Source organism: Phaeobacter porticola (genome assembly GCF_001888185.1).
Classification (GTDB): Bacteria; Pseudomonadota; Alphaproteobacteria; order Rhodobacterales; family Rhodobacteraceae; genus Phaeobacter; species Phaeobacter porticola.
Window position 1 is genome coordinate 1 of record NZ_CP016365.1, and the last position, 22,953, is coordinate 22,953.

Here is a 22,953-nt window from a genome sequence, read left to right on the forward strand (position 1 = left end):
TCAAGACAGAATCGTTAGCATTTCTACATCCGCATCGATGTCGTGACAGGCAGCTAGCAATCTCTCTTGCAGATTTGCGGTAACATAGTTGGCGTGGAACCGACTGGGCGCGCGTAGAATGAGACGGCCTCCCGCCCTGCTCTCACGCGTGAGAGCCTGTATCCAGGCAGTGTACGTCGCAGCGTCCTCTTGATGTAATACAGTCTTTGCAAGGCTCCATTCGCTGCCATCACTAATGTCCGGCGCAGCGGCTTGGGTGCCGGTCATCAGAGGGACCACATTTTTCTCGGGTGCGTTGTTGCTACCGCTCATCCTGTGATCAAAGTCAGGCCCGACAGCAGCCCAGCAACTGCGGGTGTCCGCAAGGATACGTTCCAGATCAAATCCATATTCCGTCACTCGGCCACGGGCACCTTGCCGTTTCACCAGCAGCCATCCTAGTGCGCGCAACTTTGCCATCTCACGCTTGACGGTGCGTTCATCGACAGACCACATCCGGGCGATTTCACGTTGGCCGACGGCCAGCTGGTCCCGTTGCCAATTGTAGCGGGCTGTCATCAATGTCATGAAGCGCAGGACCAGACGTTGGGGTCCCTTTTCAAGAGATAGCGCATAGGTCCCCATTGCTGTGAGGATATCATATTTTAATGCCGGAGCTTGACGCCCGACGGGTTTGCTGGCGAGCATGGCTGCCCTCTTGTCTCCATCCCTTTTTGGATGGCTGCCTCGGTCGTCTCATGTTTGCCATGAGATCCTGTTGGTTTTTCGTTGCGGATCCTGACGAGTCATCATCGTTGGTGTTTCGGCGATATTGACCCGGTTTCGATCCAAACTCAACGTTATTGGGTTTCTCTACCTGATTTGCGTCCGGATACCCGATTCTGTCAAGGGTGCTATTGCCAGAGACCAATCCTAATCCCATTTTTGAATCAAAAATTGGTATTCAAGGTATTGGGTGACAGTATGGATGTCCCCTATTTCGGAGAAAATGTCCCCCAATATGCAGTAGGTCCCAATATTGTGTCACCCCATATCAGCCTCTTGTACCCAGGTTTTTATCCATTTTTCGGCGCTCACTTCGAATCGCCGCGACCCTATAAACAAGGGCTTTGCCATGTTATCGCCGGGAGCGTCCCCGTGGGGACAGGACGCTTATTCTAATGATATTAGGTTTTGCGTTTTTTGCAAATTCCGCGTAAACGAGTTCCCAGGTAGGAAAAGCGTCCGCTGAATCAATAAGGACGCGCTACAGAGCATGAGGAGCGGAGATGTTCACCCATCAAGACCTAGCGAAAATGCAGGCACAATCCCTAAAGATGCAGAGTTGGATCCGGCAGCAGACCTTCTCTCCCAAGATGGAGAAGACGCTGCGGCGGTTCTCCAGTTGGGAAGTTGCGGAGTTGATCTTTAAGGTCAATCAATCCACGCTGCGTGGCCGTCTGGCTGCGGACCCCAGCTTGCCTCAGGGCCATGTCGAAGAAGATGGTCGCCAGCGTTGGTACTCTCTGGAAGAGATCAACGAGCTGCGCCGCCGGCTGAAGGTAAACCGCAAGTCGCTGATGCCAGAACGCCCGGCGGGCAAACGCGCGCTGCGGGTTGCTATCTCAAATTTCAAAGGCGGTGCCGGCAAATCCACTGTTGCGCTGCACTTTGCCCACGCCGCCGCGTTGGATGGCTATCGCGTGCTTTGCGTTGATTTCGATCCGCAAGCGACACTATCGCATTCCATGGGGCTGAGTGATGTTACCGAGGACTACACGGTCTGGGGCATCATGGCACGGGATCTGGTGCGCGAAACCGAACGGATGAACGCCAGCGCCCGTGGTGCGGAATCAGGGGCTGCCCTGCCCGAACGTCGGCTGCCCGAAGCCATCACGGGTATGGGGTTGCAGGATCTGCGCATCAGCGATTTTGTAAAGCAGACCAGCTGGCCCACCATCGACGTGATCCCCAGCTGTGCCAACGCGGCCTTTGTCGAATTTGCCTCGGCGCAGTATCGCCATCTTAATCCTGAGTGGTCGTTCTTTGCAGCGGTGTCGCGCTACCTGGATCAACTTCCATCTGACGATTACGATATGATGATCTTCGACTGTCCGCCCGCGATTGGCTATCAATCGATGAATGCGGTTTTCGCGGCTGACATGCTCTATATCCCGTCCGGTCCGGGCTATTGGGAATACGACAGCACCACGTCGTTCATCGGCCAGCTCTCCGAAGCGTTGGAGGATTTGTCGGCGTTTAATGGTGTTGTCCCCGCAGGGACGTTCAGTCTGCCAAAAGTGTTCCAAGAGGTGCGTTTTCTGCTGACACGTTATGAATCTGGCAATGATCTACACAGGGCCATGCGCGATGCTTTCGTGAATGTCTTTGGCGAACGTATGACTGAACATCCAATTGAGATGACCCGCGCGGTCGAGCAATCCGGGCGGTTCCTCAGTTCCATCTACGAAATTGATTACCGCGATATGACAAGGGAAACTTGGCGACGGGCGCGGGCGTCCTTTGATCAGGCCTATGTCGAGTTTAAGGCCAATGCCCTGACCGCATGGTCCCAACTGGAGGATGAGGCATGAGCAAGCGTCGTGTTTTTGACATCAACTTTCCATCTGATCCTGAACCGACAGCGGCAGCGGCCCCCTCCCCTGCTGCATCACAGCAGCCTGTGCATGCGCCAGAAACCAAATCCGCGATCCGATCGGGCGAACCGCGTCGTGGTCCGATGGCAACCGCGATCAGCGAGAATGCCGACGCACTGCGTACGCGGGCCGAGGTGGAGCAGAATATTCGTGCCGAGAATGATCGGTTGGCGCATGAGTTTGTACGTCTCAAGATGCTTGGCCTTGTGGTGGACCGAATTCCGCTGGATAAGATTTCGACCAGTAAACTGATACGAGACCGGGCTGTTAACCGGGACCCGGAATTGGGTGAGTTGACGGAGTCCATTCGTGACCTTGGCCTGTCAAACCCGATCCGTGTCGAAGAGGACGGCGACGGCTACCAACTGGTCCAGGGGTTTCGCCGCCTCTCGGCCTATCAGGCACTATATGACGAGACAGGTGACGACCAATATCGGTTGATCCCGGCGGGTCTAGTAGCCCGAGGTGAGACGCTTCAGGGCCTATACAGACGAATGGTCGATGAAAACCTTGTGCGCCGGGATATCTCCTTTGCCGAAATGGCGCAGCTGGCGCTGTCTTATGCGCAGGATCCAGAAACGGATACCGGCTCTGTCGAAGACTCTGTTGCGGTGCTTTATGCCTCTGCCGGGCGTCAAAAGCGCAGCTATATTCGCCATTTCGCGGAGCTACTGGAAATCATCGGTTCCGACCTCTGCTTTGCCGAGGCTATTCCACGCGCTTTGGGTTTGGATTTGAAGAAACATCTTACAGAGGCACCTCAGGCGCAGGAACAATTACGGGCCGCGCTGCGTGATCGCAGTTTCTCGAACGCCGAGGAAGAGCTTTCAGTGCTGCGTCAGGTGTTGAAGATGTCATCGGCAACCACAAGCGAGGCGAGCGTGAGTAGTCGCGCTGGAATGGCAAAAACGACGCTGCGTTGTGCTGTCCCTGCAGGGACAGTGCGTTGTCTTGCACGCGACGGTCGGATCGAAATGGCGATGGAACGTGATTTTTCTGCCGTCGATCAAAAGCGACTTGAAACTGCGATAGCGGCCTTTTTTGAGGCTTTGGATGGCGATTGAGGCCTAGCTTGGAACAACATGAACAAAAAAGGCCGTCCTGTTGGGGCGGCCTTTTTTCTGGCTATGGCATTTCGATTGTGACTAGATGTTAACCATGTTCTCATGGCAGCGATGAGGGACTACAATTTGAAATGTCCCTGCGGGGACATCTACTGCGACATGGTTTGCCGTCGGGTGATCCCGGTTGGCACATTGGGGGATGTGCTGTGTCGTCGTGCCTTGGCTGCCTATTGGACTGGTCTGAACTGCCTTGGCAATTTTGCTAAAAAACAACCCTCTAAAACTGTTCTTGAGTTTGCGTTAAACTGTATGAATGGGGCATTAATGCGCGATAATTAGGGCACAATCCTGCCATCGTTCGCCCCGACAACCAAACCCAAGACAACGCCGTCCGAGAGCGGCACAAAGGTTTGGAGTGATCAATATGACGTCTACCGACACCGCACAAAAGACAGCGACCCCGGCGGTGGATCTGCGGGTTCCAGGTCAGGTACGCGACAGCGACGATTGGTTGGTGTCAACGTGGAACGCGGGTCAGTCCAGCGACACCAAATGGTCTGCCGACAATGTTCAAATCAATGATCATGGTGCGGTGGAGCTTCATCTGACCTCGGACAATGGCGTGGGTGATCGCAGCTTTATCGGCGGCGAAATGCAGTCTGAAGCGGCCCATGAAACGGGCAGCTGGAGTTGGACGGCTCAAGCCCCGGAGATGCAGGACGGCACGGTCTTTGGCATGTTCCTCTTTCAGGAGGACTATCAGAATGATCGTTGGTTGGAGTTTGATTTTGAATTTGTAGGTGCCAATACCAGCCAGGTGCAGCTGAGTATCCACATGGAGACGGATGACGGCAGCCGTGTTCGATTGGCTGATGGCCCCGCGGGGACACTGGTGGTTGATCTCGGTTTTGATGCGGCGAAGGGGATGCATGTCTATGAAATCGAGCTGACCGGAACCAGCGCGATCTTTCGCGTTGATGGTCAGGTGCTGGCAGAATTAAGCGGTGCCGATATGCCAGGGGGGCTTTGGTATTCTGGTGCAGTGAAGAGTTTCGCCGATCTCTGGGCGGTGTCTGAGAAACAGGCAGGATGGGCGGGCTCACCGGATCCCGACGCGCCACCATTGGTCGCGGTGATTGAAGATGTGTCCCTGCCGGGACAGTCCGTTCCGCAGATACCTCATTTCGCAAGAGAGCTGACCGGTACGGATCAAGCCGAAGACCTGTTTGGTGGTGATGGCGCCGATCTGATCCATGGTGGAGCCGGGGCAGATCAGCTGGTTGGAAACTTGGGCGCGGATCACCTATACGGCAACAAAGGGCGGGATATCCTACGGGGTAAAGGTGGGGACGACTTTCTATTCGGCGGGCATGGCAAGGACAAGCTGACGGGTGGCGGTGGCGATGACCATCTAGATGGCGGCATTGGCCGTGACCAGCTTCGTGGCGGGGGCGGTGCGGATGTGTTCATTTTTAGCAGGGGCGGGCCTGCCGACCGGGTCAGCGATTTTAACCTGTCCCACGGGGACGCGCTAGATCTGACGGGATTTCAACTGCACGGTGCCGAGCAGCTCCGCTGGCTGGACGCAGAGCGAGGACGTGGGACACGTGATTTATTGCAGGTCGAAGGCGAGGATGGTTGGATCAATGTTGCGGTGATTGACGACAAGGCAGAGGCGCTAAGTCTGGATCTGCTGATCGCTCAGGATGCAATTCTTTTCTAGACATATGTGTACATTAGGTGTCATTGGCATGTACTGCGACCCAACTGTCCCACGGCAGACTGTCTCGCCGCAGTAGGGCGGGCAACTGACGGAGATCTTCTGCGAAATAGGCGCGCAAATTGGTTATGTCAGTGTCTGAGAGGGGCGGAACTACCTCGCGCATATTCTGGCTGTTGGCGCGCAATATTGCTGAGACTGGACCCGTGGTTTTTAGCCGTGCCAACGTATCCTCCAAACCTGCCTTGCGCAGATGATCGCCACCTGCGCGCAGCACCTTGCGCAGGGCAGGAAGACGGGCGCGATCACTTTCGTTGCGTCGCTCGTGCAGCACCGGTGAAGTGTGGTCGTCGTCAAGCCCGGCAAAGCGATAGACCTGCTGTGCGGCGCTTACGGGATCAGCGCTGATTTCCTCTGCCAGCATCACCAGAACACGATCTGGTCCTACGGCTGCAAGCCAACGCCCCAGATGACGGCTGTACAGTCCCTGCTCCAGATAGGCAGGATTGTCGGCAACCGCGTCGCAAAAGGGCAGGGGGGGAATGTGCCCCTTGATCACTTCGTGCAGGTGATTGGAATAGGCGCGGGCCACGGGGTCACGCAGCAGGCAGATAACTTTGATTGATGGATCAAAGGCGTTCAATCGTTCTGGGCAGCGGGGGTCATAAAAATAAGAAGGGGAGGCCTCAAACCTGACGGGCTTGTCGGCACCATGGGCAAAATGGCTGCGATACCACTGATAGCCGCGATCAAAATAGGCGCTGAAGAAATCCAGTTCTTTGGGATCTGAAACAGCTGCATCCGGGTGCGCCCCAAGGGCTGTGTGTATAAAGGTGGAGGCGCATTTCTGCGCACCGATACCTACCAGTGTGGGACCAACCTGCGTATGTGGGTTTAGCGGCAGGGTTGAGGGCGTGTCGGACATGATCTGACCTTTCATTACGGTACAAAGCAGGCTGCACCTCATGCGAGACTCATATCAGTTTGCCCCTGTCACGCCACGGGAAATGCCAGAACGGTGATCTGTTGATCGGCGGCTGTAGGGATCTGGTCTCACCCCGGTGGCCCATGCTAGATCTGGTTCAAATAGAGCGGGCGAGACGATGCAGGAACCGGTGGGGCAGGGGCCGTTGATTTCGATCATCATGGCCAATCATCAGGGTGCGGCCTATCTGAAGGCAGCGCTGCATTCGGTGCTGGCGCAAACCTATGCCAACTGGGAATTGATTTTTGCGGATGACGCGTCTCGGGATGGATCGCAGGACATCATGCGGGAGGCAGCCAAACGTGACAATCGTGTGCGTGTGCTGTTGCATGATAGGCTAAGTGGCCCGGCGGCGGCGCGCAATAGGGCGCTGGCTTCCGCGCAAGGTGATTGGTTGGCGATATGCGATTCCGATGATGTGATGCACCCGGACCGACTGCGGCGGTTGGTGGCCGCAGCGGAGAAGCTGGGGGCGGATGCAGTTGCTGATGACATGATACATTTCGCGACGGAGCCGCTGGCTACGCCGCGTAGTGTCCTTGGTACGGATATGCCGGATCAGCCGCGCAAAATCGGCCCCGTTGACATGCTGCGCGTGCCGGAACCTGGGGAGCGTAGCGGGCAGCTTGGATATTTAAAGCCGTTGATCAGTCGATCCGCGCTGGGGGCGTTACGATACGACGAAGGGTTGCAGATCGGGGAGGATCAGGACCTCTATCTGCGGTTCCTAATGCAAGGCGCGCAGATGTGGGTGTTGCCAGAGGCGCTGTACCTCTACCGTCGCCACCCGGCGTCACTGTCCTATCGTTCAAGCCACGCACAAGTGGCAGCGGCAGTGGCCGCGATGGAGGCGTTGCGTGATCGGCTGATGGGTGAACAAGATGTTGAAATTGAAAAGATATTGCTAAAAAGGCATAGAGTTTTACAAGGGCGGCTACGGTTCGAAACTTTGGTAGAACACCTGAAAAAACGTCGCTTTGCCGTGGCTGTTCTGCAGTTGTTGCGGCGTCCCTCACTGATCCTGCGATTGGCCCAGATCATCACAGTCAGGGCGCGTGCCAAGGCGGCTGGGGACGGCGCGCGCAAGGCCAGTAAGCAGGCGGTGGAGGTGGTGCATCTTGTTGGCCCCAACGGCGTCATGCCCAAGTGTGTTAGCGGTCGTTGCATGGAGGTTCCGGATCCAGTCGCAGACGTTGGATACAGTGATCTCTGGGCAGAACTGTGTCAGCTGGCATCTCGCACCACGCTGACACTTACCTATGGCGATGCGGCTGGGCTGTCAGCGGCCTGGCGGGTTCCCGCCGCGGTGCATATACTTGCGCGCTGCAATGTGGCGTCAGAGCTGCCACCTCCGCCACAGGTGATTGGTGATGACTAGCGCCAAGCGGCCAATGATCTCGGTCATTATGGCAAATCGAAACGCGGCCGCGCATCTGCCCTTGGCGATCCGCGCCATATTGGCGCAGAGTCTGACGGATCTGGAGCTGATCATCATTGACGACGCGTCACAGGACAACAGCTGGGACGTGATTGCAGCGGCTGCGACGGCTGATCCGCGTGTTCTGGCGCAGCGGCGGGAGACACCCGGTGGCCCGGCAGTTGCCCGCAACCAAGCACTGGCAATGGCGCGGGGAGAGTGGTTGGCGATTTGCGACAGCGATGACAGCCAACACCCCCATCGACTGGAGGCGATGTTGGCTGCGGCCGAGGATTTGGGCGCTGATCTGGTTGCAGATGACCTGATCCTGTTTTCGGATCAGCCTATGGCGCGGGCTGAGACGATATTGGGTTCGCACGCCCCGCAGGCACCGCGTCTTCTGACCCTGCGCGATGTCATGTTGAGCGGTGTGGATCCGAAAGGGATCACGCATATCGGATATTTGAAGCCATTGATCCGGAATAGATTTCTGGGAGATCACCGTTATGATACCTCGTTACGAATTGGCGAGGATCACGACCTTTATCTGAGGCTTGTACTGGCTGGCGCGCAGATGTGGGTGCTGCCAATGGCGGCCTATCTTTATCGACGGCATCCGGCGTCGATATCATACCGCAATGTGCCGAGAGACCTTACGGCGCAGATTCAGGCGCTAGACGCGCTGGCTGCGCGGGTCAACAACGATGATATGCCGTCGTTAGCGGCCGTTCGGCGGCAGGCATTACGACGTCGGCACGCGCAGTTGAAATTTGCCAAGGATGTGCGAGAGGACCGCCTCATGGCTGCGCTGATACGAGGGCTGCGGCGGCCGGATTTTCTACCTTGGCTGGTATCGGTCCTGTGCAATCGCTTGGAGCAGAGAATGCAGGCTGCGATGTCTCGCCTTTGGCGCAGGCCAGAACACTGGCAGTTAAATGCAGATGACGCGGATAGGGCAGATGATATCACAATTCCTGTTGGTGCAGCTGGCGAAGTCGACCTCAGCGCCAAGGCAGCGCCACGCTGGGCGCGGCTTTGTGCTGAGGTGTCTCGCAGGGAAATCCATTTGCAGGTATCGGGTTCTCTCGGGACCTCAGCCGTTTGGATGTTACCCGGCGCTAGCGTTACGATATCGGGTGAAGCCGCTGTTGCCACGGAGACGGGCGTGCGCAGCACGAATTCACCAGAGTCTGGATTGGTGGATAGGAAGGGGGTAGCCGTAAGTGAACCCTTGGATCCGAGATCTGGCATCGGGTCATGGGCCACGACGGGGGAACGAGATGACACTGACGGTTGACCCGGACACGCCTCCACCGCGCACCCGGCACTCTGTGCTGCGACGGCGGATGTCCGGTGGCTGGTGGTTGACGCGCGGCCATCTGCATATGGCCTATCTGATTTTGGCGGCGATGTCGGGCACCGGGGTGGTCTATCGGCTGGGGTTTCAGTCCCCGGGCTGGATGGCGCTCTATGCGTTGACGATCCTGTGGTATCTGCGCGACTGGCGGCAGAGTGCTGCGATCCTGTGGCAAGCCTGGCCGGTGCTGATGCCCTGCGTTATTGCTATGGCCTCCACCCTGTGGAGCGTTAACCCGCCAGTCACCGCCTACCGCAGTTTTCAGCTGACGATGACGACGTTGATCGCGGTGCGCATCGCCTCTGCCATTCCAGCCCATCATACGATGATTGTGGTCAGCCTGACCTCCGCCGTAGGGGTGGCCCTGTCCTATCTGAATTCCATCGTGACGTTTCTGTCGCCAGCGTTTCATCCCAATGGGGCGTTGAAGGGCATTTATATGCACAAAAATTCCCTCGCCAAGGCGACAGTGAATGCGGCGCATGGGCTGGTAACGCTGGGGTTCTACTGGCGGCTGTCGATATTGGGCATGCTTGCGGCGGCGCTGATGATCCCGGTGCTGGGCATGGCACAATCAGCGGGGGCCTATGTGACCTTTGCTATCCTCGCGATCTATGTGCCGGTGCTGTGGATCCGCCGCTGGGGCGGGACAGCGCGGCGGGTTGCGCTGCTGTTTTCGCTGATGGTGCTGTTTCTGGTGCCGCTCGCGATTTATATCTCAGGCATTGACGCGCTGGGGCTGCTGCTGGAGCGTTTGGGCAAGGACAGCACGTTGACCGGGCGCACGGTGATCTGGGCCTTTGGGCTGGAAGAAATCGCCAACGCGCCGATTGGGGGCGTTGGGTTTGGGGCCTTCTGGTCGGTGCCGTCTTATGCGCGGCTGTATATTGAGGCCTATGTTGACGAAGGGCTTTATTGGTTCCACAACAGCTATATCGAGCTGATGGTCGGCAATGGCTTACTGGGGGCGGTAACCTTCTTTGGCCTGCTGATCGCCGTCGTGATCCGTTGTTTCCGCTGGTACTTGCAGGACGGTAGCGTGACCTCCGGGTATTACCTGTTCTACGTATTGATCAATCTGGTCGCGGCGCTGTCTGACAATGTGATTTATAACGAACATTCCATCCGCCACATGCTGATCGCCATGGCCTGGATTTATGCCGGGCGGGCATTGGGACGCTGGCGAGATGTGCCGCCTCGGATCTGATCAGGCCCGTATCTTAATATAAAACGCGTTAAACGACGGGCTCAGAGCCAAGCGGCAGACCCATCGCGGCCTCAAGTTCTGGATCAAGTTGAGCAGTGATCCAGGCGCGGTCGTCCGGTGTGATCAGGCGGCCTGGCGTTTTCGGTTTCACATCGCGATTGGACCATGACCAGCCATAATGCCCCTGCGGGACCTCCAGCCGCGTGTTACGGGGCACCGGGCTTTCGGCAGCGACGCGGGCGATGATCTCTTCCGGGTTTTGGCTGATGGCCGCGTGGGTGGTGTAGAGCACGCGCGCGCCGCGCTGTGGCAGGGACAGTAGTGCCTCGGCCTTGGCCTGCCGCAAGGCCAGCAGATTGGCAAAAGGCGCGCCGGTGATCGGGTGCAGATCCTGATTGAGCGGCTGGCCTTTGCAGGGGCTTGTCTTTGGCAGATCGAACCATGCAGGCACGTCTATTTCGCTGCGCCATTCGGCGCGGATGAACGCGGAGAAGGAGAGATCGCGAAGCTCAGGCACGCTGTGCCAGGGCTTGCCGTACATGCTTTCGAGCCACTGGAACGGATCACGGAAGACCACCACATAGAGCACATCAGCAGGCAGCGCGATGAGGTTGGGGAACGCGTGTTTCCACATGTCATAGCGCGGGCGCGCTGCCGCGAAATTTTGCTGGATCAGCTGGTCAAGGAAATTGGTGCCGGAACAGCGCTCACCCAGAACCTGATAGTTCAGCACCGGCTGGCTGAAGCAGCGGCGGCGGGCAATTCTGACTTTGCGTGTGAGCGAGGACAATCGCATTAGGTGGTTTTAGCCATGGTAATAGCGATCGCGCGAACGTCGCGTTGCGCCATAAAGCGGCTTTGCCGTGGTCTTGACCTTGGTCAGCACGATACCATCCGGGCTACGCCCGCCCTGTTCCAATTGACGCAGGGCATCAACAAAGACGGACTGTCTAGTGGTGTTCCACTGCGCCAACAGGATCAGTAGATCGGCATGGTGACCGATGATCCGTGCATCCGGCACGACCGAAACCGGCGGTGTGTCAAAGATGATGATGTCCCAATGGGTGCGCGCCAGCGCCAGTAGTTCTGTCAGACCGCCTTGGCTAAGCAGATCAGCGGCGCTGCCCGAAACCGTGCCCGCAGGTAGAATATCAGCCTGTCCAAGTGCGCCGGGTAACACCGCATCGGCCAGCGAGGACTGGCCTATCAACACATCAAACAGTCCCGGTTTGCTGTTGCCATCGGCGAGTGGGTTGGACAGGTAGTGGCGGCGCAAATCGCCATCAACCAACAGCACGGACTTGCCGATCTGCGCCATATTATGCGCCATTGCAGCCGAGAGTGTTGATTTGCCATCGCCGCTTTCGGCGGAGGTGAAGACTACAACCTGTGGTGGGGCGTCTCCCTGTGCCATCAGGAGTGAGGTGCGAAGATTGCGAATGGCCTCGCCATCGCGGGTCTGAGGTCCAAGCGCGCTGGCCTGTTCCGGTTTTATTTTTTGCGAAAACTGGTCGAGCACCGCAATCACAGGCACCGTGGTCAGCCCAGCGATTTGCGCGGCCGAGTGCAGGCGTGCGCGAGAAAGTTGTAGAACAACCACCAGAACGGTGCCAAGAAACCCACCGAGAAACACTGATATGACAAGGATTTGCCCTTTGTTGGGCAGGGCCGGGCGGTCGGGCGGAAAGGCGCGGGAAATCACGCGGCTGTCGGCGCGTTGTAGGCCAACCTGCATAGAGGTTTCGCGTAACCGGTTCTGGAAGTTCTCAAACAGCAGGCGGCTGGCCTCAGCGTCGCGCTCGGCCTGGACGACCTCTGTCAGGGCGTCGCTTTGGGTGGCGATGGTGATTTCCAGATCCGCCATGGACCGGCGGATGGCTTGTTCCTTTGCCTCTGACTCGCGCAGATCCCGGGCGGCTTGTGCGAGCACTGCGCGCCAACCGGCTTGCGGATCTTCGGCACGCGATAGCAGCGGGCCATAGCCGTAGCGCCGCGCGGCCGCGCGTTGATCTTCTTCGGTCTGCAAGGCGCTGAGGCTGGCTTGTTTGGTTTTTTGCAACGCGACATCTTCGGCGCGTTCTGCCAACGCGCTACGCAGCGAAATCAGCCGGTTTTCCAGACCAATCAGCTGCGCCGAATTGGTGACATCGGCCTGGGCGCGGATTTCGGCAACCCGGCGTTCGTTGGTCTCTAGTTGACTGCGCAGCTCGGTGACCCGTTCGGCGAGCCACCCGGTGGCCTGTTCGGTCACGTTCAGTTTCACGGCCACCTGATTTTCGATGTACGTATCGGCAAAGGCATTGGCAATATCCGCCGCCTTAAAGGGGTTTTCGCTCAGCACCCAGATCGAGAAAATATAGGTATCGGGGATGTTCACCACATTGGTGTTGGCGAGCAATGTCTGGATCACCTTTTCCCGCAGGAAAGCAGGATCAGGCGTCGCATTTAGGTCATAGATCTCCATTCCCAGAATACGTTTGATGGTGTTTTTCAAGCTTTGAACCGGGCTAAAGCCCGGATCGCGCAGCATTCTGTTGAATTCGGCGTCAGAAATCAGGTTGAGCCGGTCAACCACCTGCCCCCCCAGCTCCCGACCGCCAAGGATATGGACCTCGGTACGGATCACCTCATCCGTGGCGGACAGGCTGCTGACCACGCTTTCGATATCCACCACCTTTTCGTCGCGGGTGTCGAGCACCAGTTGCACTTCTGCGCCATAGAGCGGGGTAGAGGCGATATAGCCGCGCCATATGCCAAGGATGAGACCCATCAGAATGCAGGCACAGATTAACCAACGGCCGCGCCAGATGATTGCAAAAATGGCCCCGAGATCGAGCACCTCCTGGCCGTCATCTGCGGCAAAGGACGTCTTAGGCGTGGACACGTTGGTTGACCCCATCGTTGTTGGTTTGCCCACGGCCGGCCCCAGCGCTGCGCGATGCCGCAAAGGGTGGCAAGTAGGTGGCAGTTCCAAGTTCATCAAACCGCGCGCAAAAATCAATCTGTCGCAGCATAATCAGATCCGCTAGACAGGTCCATAACACGGAATGGAACAAAGACCATGGTCACGAGCGGGCAGAAAGGCAAACCCGGTGCTGGGAGCAGCGCTGCTGTGATCTTAGATGTGACCGACGTCCATGCGGCCGGTGAAATAGGCGCGGAGCGCATTCTGGTTGTGATCCCGACTTTGAACGAGGCGATTGCGATCCTGCCCTGCCTCAAGAGCCTGCAGCGGGATCCGGTGTTGCGCGACCCTGGCCGCTGTACTGTTGTGGTGGTCGATGGGGGCAGTGAGGATGATACGGTCGCAATTGTGCAATCCTATGCAGAGACTGCGCCCTGTGCCATCCACGTGCTGCACAATCCTGACCGCATTCAGTCCGCAGGCATCAATCTTGCTGTTGCGGAATTTGGCACCGGGTTTGATTTGCTGCTGCGCTGTGATGCTCATGCGATTTATCCAAACGATTACGCAACGGCATTGCGGACTGCGTTACGTGCGGACGACGACCGTGCGTCAGTGGTGGTGGCGATGGATTCAGAAGGGCGCACAGATTTTGGCAAGGCCGCTGCCTGGGTGGTTGACACCCCGCTTGGATCTGGTGGCGCGGCGCACCGAGGTGGCACGCGCTCTGGCTATGTTGATCATGGTCACCATGCGATGATGGATTTGCAATGGTTTCGCAAAGTGGGCGGCTATGATCCATCGTTCAGCCACAACGAGGATGCTGAATTGGACTGGCGGCTGAGTCAGGCCGGTGCCCGGATTTGGTTGGCAGGGGAGGTGCGGCTTGGCTATGTTATGCGGGACACCGCAGCTGCGCTATGGCGGCAGTATCTGAACTATGGTGCCGGTCGGGCAGCAACCCTGCAAAAACACCAGATGCGCCCACGGCTGCGTCAGATGGTGCCGGTGGTGAATTTGATCCTATGTGCCTTGGCGTTGCTGCTTGCGCCTGTCTGGCCGTGGGTATTGCTGTGGCCTGGCGTCTATCTCGGTGCCATATTGGCCGTCACGGCGCTGGCCTGCTTGCAGCTGGGCGCGGTCGGGCTTTGGTCCGGAGTGGCGTTGGTGGTGATGCATATGGGCTGGGCCACCGGGGTGCTGCGGTCGGCTGTGCGATATGGTTTGCGCAACGGTCAGAACCCAAGCGGCGCGACACAGCGGGACGGAGGCTGAACAGATGGCACAACGGATTTCTATTCTTCTGTGTACGTTCAAGCGACGCAGCGTAGGGCGGACGCTAAAGAGCCTAGCGCATCTACGTGCGCCAACGGGCTATGTGATCGACATTATTGTTGCGGATAATGATGCCACGCCGTCGGCCGAACATCGGGTGCGCAGCTGTGTCGCCTCATGGCCGGTCAGCTATATCCACGCACCAGCGTTCAACATTTCGGTGGCGCGCAATGCCTGTCTGAAAATTGCGCGTGCGCGGCGCTCTGACTGGGTGGCTTTTGTTGATGACGATGAAGTGGTGCCCGTTGATTGGATTGAACGGTTGATCAGCTGCGCGGTCAGCACCAGCGCGGATGTCGTGTCGGGGCCAGCACGCGCACGTTACCCCGAAGGAACGCCGCGCTGGATGGTCGAACAGGATTGGCACAGCAATTGGCCCGAGCTGCGGGGCATTGGTCAGGGCGTTGCAGGGCAACCACAGACTGCACATAGCTGCAATGCGCTGATGCGGTTGGCAGGGACGCGGTGGGAGAGCAACGACTTTGAGCTGGATCGCGGTGTCAGTGGTGGCGAGGATACGGCTTACTTCTTCGCCCTGTCGCGCATGGGTGCGCAGTTTTCCATTTGCAAAGAGGCTCAAGTTTTTGAAGAGGTCGCACCCGAGCGCCTGAAGCTACGCTGGTTGGGCAGGCGCCGGTTCCGTATGGGGCAGAGTTATGCAGCCAGTGCGCCTGGGTTTCTGGCGCGTGTGCGGCTGGCGGTGATGGCGCTGGCCAAGGTGGTTTACTGTGCGGTGGTGACCCTATCCGTACTGCCATTTGAGGCGCGTCGCAATTTCTGGTTGCTGCGTGGGGTGCTGCATCTGGGGGTTCTGGCGGGGTGTTTTGCGCTGCCGCAACCACAGATCTACGGTGCCGCTGTAGATGACGGTTACCCGCCACAGCGGGCTAACGGATAAGTCATGGCGCGGTTGGTCTGCTTTGCCTCTGACCTGACGGATGTGGCGCAGCTGCGTCGGTTGGCGTCTTTTCAGGCGCAGGGCCATGAGGTGATCTCGGTTGCGTCGCGCAAGGGGGCCATGCCGCCGATCAGTTGGCAGAACATTGATCTGGGGGAAATCGGCCAACATGGGCTGTTGCAGCGGGGTCGCCTGGCGCTGATGTCGGCTCTGCGGGAACCGATATTGGTACCGCTTGTGCAGCAAGCAGATCTGCTGGTCGCGCGCAATCTCGATATGCTTGCTCTGGCGTCAGCCCTGCGGCTGCGTAGCAAGAGCCAGGCCGCGCTGGCCTATGAGGTGCTCGACATCCATTCGCTGTTTGAGGGCGCGGGCGCCAAGGCCAAGCTGGCTCGTTGGGGTGAACGCCGCCTGATGGCGGGGGCGGCGGTGCTATGGGTGTCGTCGCCGGGATTTCATTCCGGGTATTTCGTGCCAGTGCAGGGGGTTACCGGTCCCTGGCATCTGGTGGAGAACAAGATGGTTGTGCCCGCCGACATGTCACGGCCGATATCAGCCAGTCTGAGCGGTTCACAGTCCAAGGTGCTGCGGGTGGGTTGGATCGGTGCCATCCGCTGCCGGCCTAGTTTTGAGCTGTTGCTGAAGGTTGCCGCGTGTATGGGTCCGGCCGTCGAGTTGCATATTCACGGCACGATTCATAACCATGTCCTGCCGGATTTTCACACCCGGATCGCGACGATGAACAACGTGATCTTTCACGGAAGCTACCGCTATCCCGATGGGTTGGCAGCGTGTTACGCGACTTGCGACGTGGTTTGGGCACAGGATCTCTGGCAGTCGGGGGGCAACTCGGATCTGTTGCTGCCCAATCGGATCTACGAGGCAGGCTGGCATGGCTGCCCAGTTGTCGCTGTGGCAAATACCCAGACAGGCCGCAAGATCGAAGAGATGGGGCAGGGCTGGACCGTCGCGGAAGCTACATCCGCGGCCCTTGTTCAATTGTTGCAGACATTAACAGCCGAGCAGATCGCGGTGTGCAGAGCGCAGATCGCGGCGCTGCCTGAGGCGACGTTCCGTCAAAGCTCTGACGATGTGGCGGCCTTGCTACTGTCAGCGGGGATCGACCCAGTCACCCCCGCCGAGACAACCCCGTCACAAAGTGGTGCATAGAGTGACATGAACCGTTCCGCGCCACGTCGCAGGGATAGATTATCGAGCACGTAGTCACGGGGACGGTAATCGGGCAGCGCCGCCCAGAACTGGTCGAGCTGTTCTTCGATGTTGGCCAATTTGAAACGCAATCCACAGCGCTCGTCGAAATATGGCACAGCGCTGGGGGCAACATCCCCAGTTGCCAAAGCGCGCTGTGACGGATCAACCAGCTCTCCCTCGTCCCAGGCCAGCACTGGGAGATTGGCAGACATGGCCTCTTGATAAGCGAGGCCCTGCGTTTCATGTTCGGTGCAAAAAAGTACCGCACGACTGCGGCTGACCAAATCGCGATATTGCGCAGGCGTATGGCTGCCGTAATTCAGTTCCTGCCAGCTCAGGCCGCGGGCGGTCAGCATATTGCGCAGGGGCTGGATCAAATCCGTCTCACGTTCCGCTTTGCGATGCCAACGCACCTTATTATAAAGCAGCAGGTCGATGGTCTTGGGGTGTCTAGACATATCAGGCCAGGCGTCGGTGTCGATGCCGACAAACATAGGCGAGAACTGAGCGCGGGTCTCTATAGGGTTGAGCTGGATTGGCCAGGCCGATGGGTAGGTCAGGACCTGTAGGTTCAGCTTGCTCCGCAAACGTGTGAGATCCTTTGGATCGGGCACCCGACCGGGACCGTAAATTGCAGGATTTCGCAGCTCAAAGCGTGCCAGCGGCGGTAGATATCCGCTTAGCCCGATGGGGTGATCCGGATTTCTGCGCGCAAAAGCAAAGTCATTTATCAGCACTTCATGGCCAATCGTCTCTAGGCTTTTGGCGAGATTTGTAAATGCGGTGTAAAACCCGGTACGGGGCTGCGCCCCTTTTATCAGCCGGTAGCCATAACGGATCCGTTCGCGCAGTTGTGAGAGGGATTGCCCGCCCGGGAAATCATAGGCCTTGAGGTCGTAGCCATCAAAGAACAAAGGGATTTTCACGAATTCAAGGCTCCCGATGTCCGATCCGGTTTTGGTCGCAGCGACGTTATCATCTGCCCGTCAGCCCGTCGATGGATATCGGCGCGAACCTCTACCGGACGTCACCGCGAGAGCCAGCCTGCGATCAAAATTTCATTAAAAGACTGCCTAGTTTTTTGGTCGGTTCTCTTCGCAGTTAGGGGGTTTGTTAATCGCTGGTGGTCAGGGTTTCCGTTGTATTCTCGAAGGTGGAGTAAGTCGAATGTTGTTACGAAAAGTTATTACCACTGCCGCACTTGCTGCAGTGTTGCCAACCCTGGGTTTGGCAGAACAAGGAGTGACTGAGACAGATGTCACCTTCGCTCAAGTTGCCGCACTTGATGGTCCAGCGGCCGCGCTGGGGCAGGGCATGCAACTTGGACTGCAAGCCGCCTTTGCCGAAGCTAACGCAGCAGGTGGAGTTCATGGCCGCACACTTATCCTTGACAGCATGGATGACAGTTATGAGCCTGACCGTTCGGTTACGCTGGTCAAAAAGGTGATCGCCGATAATCAACATATTGGTTTGATCGGTGCTGTTGGCACGCCGACCGCGTCGGCGACGCAGCCGATTGCGACCGAGGCAGGCTTGCCATTTATCGGGCCCTTCACCGGGGCGGGTTTCCTGCGCGACGCCAGCCATGGCAATATCCTGAATGTCCGCGCGACCTATGCTGCGGAAACAGAGGCCTGGATTGCCCATCTTGTGGATGAGCAAAATATGAAATCCATTGCACTGCTATATCAGGATGACGGGTTCGGCCGTGTTGGCCTGTCGGGGGTCACCGCGGCGCTGGAGAAGCGTGGTATGACATTGGTCGCCGAAGGCACCTATACACGCAACACCACAGCGGTGAAAAAGGCACTGCTGACGATCCGTAAGGCCAAACCCGACGCGGTTGTGATGGTTGGCGCATACAAGCCGGTGGCCGAGTTCATCAAACTGTCGCGCAAGCTGAAATTCAACCCGACCTTCGTCAATATCTCCTTTGTGGGCTCTGATGCGCTTGCCAAGGAACTAGGCGATGCAGGGGAAGGTGTGATCATTAGCCAGGTTGTGCCATTCCCGTGGGATCAGTCAATTCCTGTGGTCGCGCAATATCAAGCAGCGTTGAAGACTGTGAACGCCGACGCTGCCCCCGGTTTCGTGACCCTTGAGGGGTATCTGACCGGGCGGCTTGCAATCCGCGCGCTGGAAGACGCCGGTGCCGATTTGACTCGCGAGAGCTATCTCGCGGCGATGGTCGGATTGCGTGATGTTGATTTTGGCGGCGTGTCGATGACGTTTGGTCCGGACGACAACCAGGGCATGGATGATGTGTTCCTGACTCATATTACCAAGGATGGCGGGTTTGAACCGGTCGTTAGCGGCGGCGAATCCTAAGGTTCGCCCTGGGTTGAGGCGCGGTTGGTGCCTCGACCTTCCTGTGTCTGTCCGGTCACCGGGCAGAGTCTGGTAGTTTAAATGACTTATAGGAATAACCATGAAGACGCAGACACGTAGACGCGCGACGCGACGGTGGAATCCCCTGTCCAGTATTCGTGCCAAGATGTTTCTTATCTTGCTGGCCATGGCAGGGACGTCGGCGGCCATCGGGTTCGCTGTGATACTTGCGTTCGAGCGCGTGTCTGCGGAGATGCACACGCTGTCCGAGAAAAAACTACCGGAGTTGGAACTGAGTGGCCAGATGACCGCTGCCGCAAGCCGTACCAAGGATGCGATGGTTGCTGTGATGCTTGCTGATACGCCCGGTGCATTGGATTTTGCCGAAAGCGATGTGGCTACCGCAGTTGCGGCACTGGATGGGGCTGTCAGTAGGCTGCCAGAAACCCTGCGCGATGAATTCAAACCAGATGTGATTATGGTGCAAGAGGCACTGGACGCCTCTATCCGGGCGCGGACCATTGCCTTTAAGAATGCATCAGAGGTGATCGCGCGAACCACGCAGCTGCAAGAGCTGAGCAGCGCATTGCAGGCTACCCTGGCGGAAATGGCTGACGAGGCCTATTTGAATTTGACCACGGGTGGGGAGCAGACGATGTCAGCGGTTGACGCCACGCTGGTTGATCTGGTCGAAGTGAAATTCGCAACCTTGCAGGCGTTGTTGCAGGCGCGTGCTGAAATCAATCTGATTTCTGGTATCGCGTTGGCGATTGGCGAGACGGATGATCGTGCAATGCAGTCTATTCTGACCGATCTTGCCAAGGCATCGGATGGTCGCTTGGCTGAGGTGATCAATACGCTCGAGGTCGAAGCGCCGGGTGTCGTTCCTATCTTTGCCATTCGCGATGCTGCAGCAACCCTGCAAAATGCGGTCTCACGTGGACGACTCCAGTCCAACGCCATGCGTCAAGATGTGCTGAGCGCCCGCCTGTCTAGTGATACTGAACTGGCAACGGCTGTTGATGACATGGTGTTTGAGGTCACACTGGCTGCCGAAGATGCAAGCACCGACAGCAAGAACGCAATTCAGGGGCTGCTGACCAATGAAGTCGGGTTTCTCAACACGCTCTTGGAGATCAACACCTGGATTAGCAATTTCCAAGTGGCAGCGTTGGATGTGGTAACCGCACAGGGCGTTCTGCAAACTCGTGCCGCTGCCGAAGCGATGGAACGCGCTGCCGCAGCTCTTGCCGACTACAAAACATTTGATAACGGCAGACTGGCTGCCCAGCTGGAAAACATCATCTCGCTGGCGCAACCGGATCAGGGCTTGGCGATTTTTCGGATTGCCTCGCTCACTGCGGATGCTGACGCAACAAAGGAAGCGAACGCCACCGCCAATGCTGTGCTACAGATTGCCAGCCGCGCATCACTGCTAGGCTCGGGCAGCCGAGGCGAGATTGCGTATATGGCCAGCGACATTGCAGCCGCGGTTGATGCCGCCCATACCAATATAGAGCGATTGCTGATGGTGGCCGGCGCGCTATTGGTGGCGGCATTGTTGCTGACACATTGGTTGGTTCAACGGCCATTGAATGCCATCAGTCGCACCACCGAAAGGTTGGCAGATGGGGATCTGAGCCCAATCAAGGGGTTTAAACGCACAAGCGATGAAATTCATAGAATTGCCCAAGCCCTGACCGTTTTCCGGGACGGGTTGGTTGAGAAAGAGACGTTGTCCAAAGCCGCCGAGGAAGAGCGCGCCGCGCATCAGGCCGAGCAAACGGCGGCTGTCACGGCAATTGGCAACGGGTTGGCGCGACTTGCACAGGGGGATCTTTCGGCGCGCATCAACGAAGAATTGACTGAAGGCTACGCGCAGCTGCAGGCCGATTTTAACCTGACGGTTGAGACGCTGAACAGCACGGTGGGTGACATGGTTGATGTGGCGTCCTCTATCCGCAATGGCGCCGATGAGATCAGCCAAGCCTCTGATGATCTTTCCCGCCGCACGGAAAGCCAGGCTGCGACGCTGGAAGAGACTGCCGCCGCGTTGGACGAGCTGACAGCCAGCGTTAAATCCGCCGCTGAGGGGGCTCGATCTGTGGAAACCACAACACAGGACGCCAAGACTGAGGCAGTCAAGAATAGCAGTGTTGTTAGCAGCGCGGTATCGGCAATGACCGAGATCGAGGAAAGCTCCAAGCATATTGCGCAGATCATCGGGGTCATTGACGACATTGCGTTCCAGACCAATCTGCTGGCGTTGAACGCAGGGGTCGAGGCTGCCCGTGCCGGTGATGCCGGTCGTGGATTTGCGGTTGTTGCATCAGAGGTACGCGGGTTGTCGCAACGCACATCTGAGGCGGCGATGGAGATCAAAACGCTCATCAGCGAAAGCTCCAAGAAGGTCGACGATGGTGTTGAATTGGTTGGCAAGGCCGGTGCCGCGCTTGGCGCCATTGTGGAGCAGGTCGGCCAGATATCGCAGCAGGTTTCTGGCATCGCTGACGGAGCTGCATCGCAATCGACAGGCCTGCATGAGATCAACATCGGCATGTCGCAGTTGGATCAGGTGACTCAGCAAAATGCCGCGATGGTTGAGGAATCCACGGCCGCCAGTCACATGCTGCGGGGCGATGCGGCCAAACTGGCCGAACTGGTGTCCAATTTTACCGTGGCGACGATGGGCTCTGCGCCACCAGTGGAGACAGCAGATGCGCAGGATGCCGACATGGATGACTGGGAGATGTCGGCCTAGCCATCAATCTGCAGATACACCTTGATACTTCTATGATCGTATCGGCTAGCGCCGATGCGGTCATCCGCGTTTTGGCGGGTCAAAATACATGCTTAATCAGATGATTACGTAAGAGAGCACGGCATAGCCCAATACTCCGCCGATCATTGTCCAGATAACATCGTTCGTCAGGAGGGCGATACCTAAGGCAATGACAGCGGCGCCCCAGGTCAGAGGTGGTTGATTGGCCAGGGATGCCGCCACGAGCGAGATAACGATCAAACCCGGCAGCTCAGTTAGGAGCGACGCAAAACGTGACTGCTGCAACCGATCGCCGGCCACCAGCCCAAGCAGCCGGATACCAAAGGCAGCGACAGCAAGCGCGAGGATCATGCCCCATTGTTCATATGTCATTATGCTGGGACCTTGCTACTGGGACGGAAGAGGACCACGGCGACGCCAAGCAGGGCGCCGAGTACGATGGCATAGGCGGTCGGCAATCCGACGCTCGCCAATCCAAAACTGGTGGCAAAGCTGGCCAACCACGGTGCCAGATCTCCGGTTCCTTTCCACAACCCGCGCGCCATGGCGATGAATGCGGCGGTAAAGGCAAAGCTGAGACCGAATTTCTCCAGGTCGCCAACTGCCGATCCGACCAATGCCCCAAGAGCCGTTGAAGCGGTCCAGACGGTGATCATCACGCATCCGGATCCAATCAGGAAACCAGCGCCAATTTTCGGGTCCTTGGCGCGCCGCGACATGGTCAATGCCCAGTTTTCATCACCGGTCAGGTGAATCGCGAGCAGCTTTGTCGCTAGTGGCTGACCGCGCAGAAGCGGTGTCAGAGAGGCGACGATGCCAATGTAACGCAAATTCAGGGCACCACCCGCCAAAACTGCGCCTAACACGCCAGACCCGCTTGAGAATTGTTCTGTCGCAATGATCTGAGATGATCCTGCATGAACCAGGCCGCTCATCGTGGCAATACCCCACCAGGGGAAACCGATCTGTGCCGCGAGCACACCGAATGCAAACCCGTAGAGGGCTGCCCCGAATGCCAGTGGCAGGATTGCGAGAGCACCCTTGCCCAATGAGGTGGTCAGTCGATGAGCTTGTTGATCTGTCATGACAGAGTAGTAGCAAGGCCGC

At 57.8% G+C, this 22,953-nt stretch carries 18 protein-coding genes; 11 read left to right on the plus strand and 7 right to left on the minus strand.

Translation table 11 applies throughout. The features are described 5' to 3' along the window. A complete protein-coding gene (locus PhaeoP97_RS17530; protein ID WP_072506560.1) occupies positions 1–687 on the minus strand; it encodes a DnaA N-terminal domain-containing protein in 687 nt (228 codons plus the stop codon). Positions 688–1,268: 581 nt separating this feature from the next. Between PhaeoP97_RS17530 and PhaeoP97_RS17535 the strand changes: the two genes are divergently transcribed. The 3 genes from PhaeoP97_RS17535 to PhaeoP97_RS17545 all read left to right on the plus strand — a co-directional run bounded on the left by PhaeoP97_RS17535 (position 1,269) and on the right by PhaeoP97_RS17545 (position 5,423). Beyond that, positions 1,269–2,573 (plus strand): AAA family ATPase, encoded by a 1,305-nt coding sequence (locus PhaeoP97_RS17535; RefSeq protein ID WP_072506561.1) that lies wholly within the window; start codon positions 1,269–1,271, stop codon positions 2,571–2,573. Next, positions 2,570–3,700, plus strand: coding sequence for a ParB/RepB/Spo0J family partition protein (locus PhaeoP97_RS17540; protein WP_072506562.1), 1,131 nt, complete (start codon positions 2,570–2,572; stop codon positions 3,698–3,700). The genes PhaeoP97_RS17535 and PhaeoP97_RS17540 overlap by 4 nt, the downstream gene beginning before the upstream one ends. Positions 3,701–4,124: 424 nt before the next feature. Continuing rightward, positions 4,125–5,423 (plus strand): family 16 glycosylhydrolase, encoded by a 1,299-nt coding sequence (locus tag PhaeoP97_RS17545; protein ID WP_072506715.1) that lies wholly within the window; start codon positions 4,125–4,127, stop codon positions 5,421–5,423. 13 nt (positions 5,424–5,436) lie between these two features. Here the strand turns inward: PhaeoP97_RS17545 and PhaeoP97_RS17550 are convergent, their stop codons facing one another. Further along, positions 5,437–6,345, minus strand: coding sequence for a sulfotransferase (locus PhaeoP97_RS17550; protein WP_072506716.1), 909 nt, complete (start codon positions 6,343–6,345; stop codon positions 5,437–5,439). Positions 6,346–6,523: 178 nt separating this feature from the next. On the opposite strand from PhaeoP97_RS17550, the gene PhaeoP97_RS17555 reads away from it, so the two are divergent. The 3 genes from PhaeoP97_RS17555 to PhaeoP97_RS17565 are packed head-to-tail and all read left to right on the plus strand — an operon-like array spanning position 6,524 to position 10,386. Next, positions 6,524–7,783, plus strand: coding sequence for a glycosyltransferase family 2 protein (locus PhaeoP97_RS17555; RefSeq protein WP_072506563.1), 1,260 nt, complete (start codon positions 6,524–6,526; stop codon positions 7,781–7,783). Further along, the gene (locus tag PhaeoP97_RS17560) at positions 7,776–9,119 is read left to right on the plus strand and encodes a glycosyltransferase family 2 protein (RefSeq protein ID WP_072506564.1); all 1,344 of its coding nucleotides are present in this window, start codon (positions 7,776–7,778) and stop codon (positions 9,117–9,119) included. The genes PhaeoP97_RS17555 and PhaeoP97_RS17560 overlap by 8 nt, the downstream gene beginning before the upstream one ends. Beyond that, the gene (locus PhaeoP97_RS17565; RefSeq protein ID WP_072506565.1) at positions 9,103–10,386 is read left to right on the plus strand and encodes an O-antigen ligase family protein; all 1,284 of its coding nucleotides are present in this window, start codon (positions 9,103–9,105) and stop codon (positions 10,384–10,386) included. The genes PhaeoP97_RS17560 and PhaeoP97_RS17565 overlap by 17 nt, the downstream gene beginning before the upstream one ends. A 28-nt stretch (positions 10,387–10,414) precedes the next feature. Here PhaeoP97_RS17565 and PhaeoP97_RS17570 read toward each other — a convergent pair whose 3' ends face one another. Further along, positions 10,415–11,182: a hypothetical protein gene (locus PhaeoP97_RS17570; protein ID WP_072506566.1), complete on the minus strand. Its 768-nt coding sequence runs from the start codon at positions 11,180–11,182 to the stop codon at positions 10,415–10,417. 9 nt (positions 11,183–11,191) lie between these two features. After that, positions 11,192–13,270 carry a GumC family protein gene (locus PhaeoP97_RS17575; protein ID WP_237029036.1) on the minus strand — a complete coding sequence of 693 codons (2,079 nt, stop codon included), beginning with the start codon at positions 13,268–13,270 and terminating at the stop codon, positions 11,192–11,194. A gap of 177 nt (positions 13,271–13,447) precedes the next feature. Between PhaeoP97_RS17575 and PhaeoP97_RS17580 the strand changes: the two genes are divergently transcribed. The 3 genes from PhaeoP97_RS17580 to PhaeoP97_RS17590 are packed head-to-tail and all read left to right on the plus strand — an operon-like array spanning position 13,448 to position 16,694. Further along, entirely contained in the window at positions 13,448–14,566 is a 1,119-nt protein-coding gene (locus PhaeoP97_RS17580) for a glycosyltransferase family 2 protein (RefSeq protein ID WP_072506567.1), read from the plus strand. 4 nt (positions 14,567–14,570) lie between these two features. Further along, positions 14,571–15,524: a glycosyltransferase gene (locus PhaeoP97_RS17585; protein ID WP_072506568.1), complete on the plus strand. Its 954-nt coding sequence runs from the start codon at positions 14,571–14,573 to the stop codon at positions 15,522–15,524. 3 nt (positions 15,525–15,527) lie between these two features. Then, positions 15,528–16,694 carry a glycosyltransferase gene (locus PhaeoP97_RS17590; protein WP_072506569.1) on the plus strand — a complete coding sequence of 389 codons (1,167 nt, stop codon included), beginning with the start codon at positions 15,528–15,530 and terminating at the stop codon, positions 16,692–16,694. Here PhaeoP97_RS17590 and PhaeoP97_RS17595 read toward each other — a convergent pair. Beyond that, on the minus strand, positions 16,601–17,662 hold the full coding sequence (locus PhaeoP97_RS17595) for a glycosyltransferase (RefSeq protein WP_072506570.1): 1,062 nt from the start codon (positions 17,660–17,662) through the stop codon (positions 16,601–16,603). The genes PhaeoP97_RS17590 and PhaeoP97_RS17595 overlap by 94 nt on opposite strands. A gap of 241 nt (positions 17,663–17,903) precedes the next feature. Here PhaeoP97_RS17595 and PhaeoP97_RS17600 point away from each other — a divergent pair, with 241 nt between their 5' ends. Both PhaeoP97_RS17600 and PhaeoP97_RS17605 read left to right on the plus strand, forming a co-directional pair. Further along, on the plus strand, positions 17,904–19,064 hold the full coding sequence (locus PhaeoP97_RS17600) for an ABC transporter substrate-binding protein (protein WP_072506571.1): 1,161 nt from the start codon (positions 17,904–17,906) through the stop codon (positions 19,062–19,064). Positions 19,065–19,164: 100 nt separating this feature from the next. Further along, positions 19,165–21,825: a methyl-accepting chemotaxis protein gene (locus tag PhaeoP97_RS17605; protein ID WP_072506572.1), complete on the plus strand. Its 2,661-nt coding sequence runs from the start codon at positions 19,165–19,167 to the stop codon at positions 21,823–21,825. A gap of 96 nt (positions 21,826–21,921) precedes the next feature. On the opposite strand, the gene PhaeoP97_RS17610 is transcribed toward PhaeoP97_RS17605, so the two are convergent. Beyond that, positions 21,922–22,218 (minus strand): AzlD domain-containing protein, encoded by a 297-nt coding sequence (locus PhaeoP97_RS17610; RefSeq protein WP_072506573.1) that lies wholly within the window; start codon positions 22,216–22,218, stop codon positions 21,922–21,924. Then, positions 22,218–22,931, minus strand: coding sequence for an AzlC family ABC transporter permease (locus tag PhaeoP97_RS17615; RefSeq protein WP_072506574.1), 714 nt, complete (start codon positions 22,929–22,931; stop codon positions 22,218–22,220). The genes PhaeoP97_RS17610 and PhaeoP97_RS17615 overlap by 1 nt, the downstream gene beginning before the upstream one ends. Positions 22,932–22,953: the final 22 nt, after the last annotated feature.